Source organism: Mycobacterium sp. UM_11 (genome assembly GCF_001414075.1).
GTDB lineage: Bacteria > Actinomycetota > Actinomycetes > Mycobacteriales > Mycobacteriaceae > Mycobacterium.
Genome location: NZ_LATC01000257.1, coordinates 1 through 365 on the forward strand (window position 1 = coordinate 1; position 365 = coordinate 365).

Genomic DNA, 365 nt, shown 5'->3' on the forward strand with positions numbered 1-365 from the left:
CCCAAGGGCTTCGATGCGGTGGTCACCCGGGGAATGGCCAAAAAGCCCGAGGAGCGTTACGCCAGCGCCGGGGACCTGGCCCTGGCCGCCCACGAGGCGCTGAGCAACCCCGACCAAGACCACGCCGACACCATCCTGCGCCGCAGCCAGGAAGCCACCCTGCCCGGCACCGTCATCGCGACACCCCCGACGCCCCCGACGCCCGCGACGCCCGCGTCGCCGCCGGCCGAGAACTCACCGATACCCGCCCCACCACCGGGCTCGACCCCGGTGCCGGGTCAGGGGGCGCCGCAGTGGCGGCCCGAGAGCGGTCCGATTCCGGCGGCCAGCCACACCCCGCCGCCCTATTACCAAGCCCCCAACGC

The 365-nt window shown here is 74.5% G+C and carries 1 pseudogene; it reads left to right on the forward strand.

Features of this window, described 5'->3' with window-relative positions:
* Positions 1-365 (forward strand): annotated as a pseudogene (locus tag WU80_RS24910) (serine/threonine protein kinase); the annotation flags it as partial.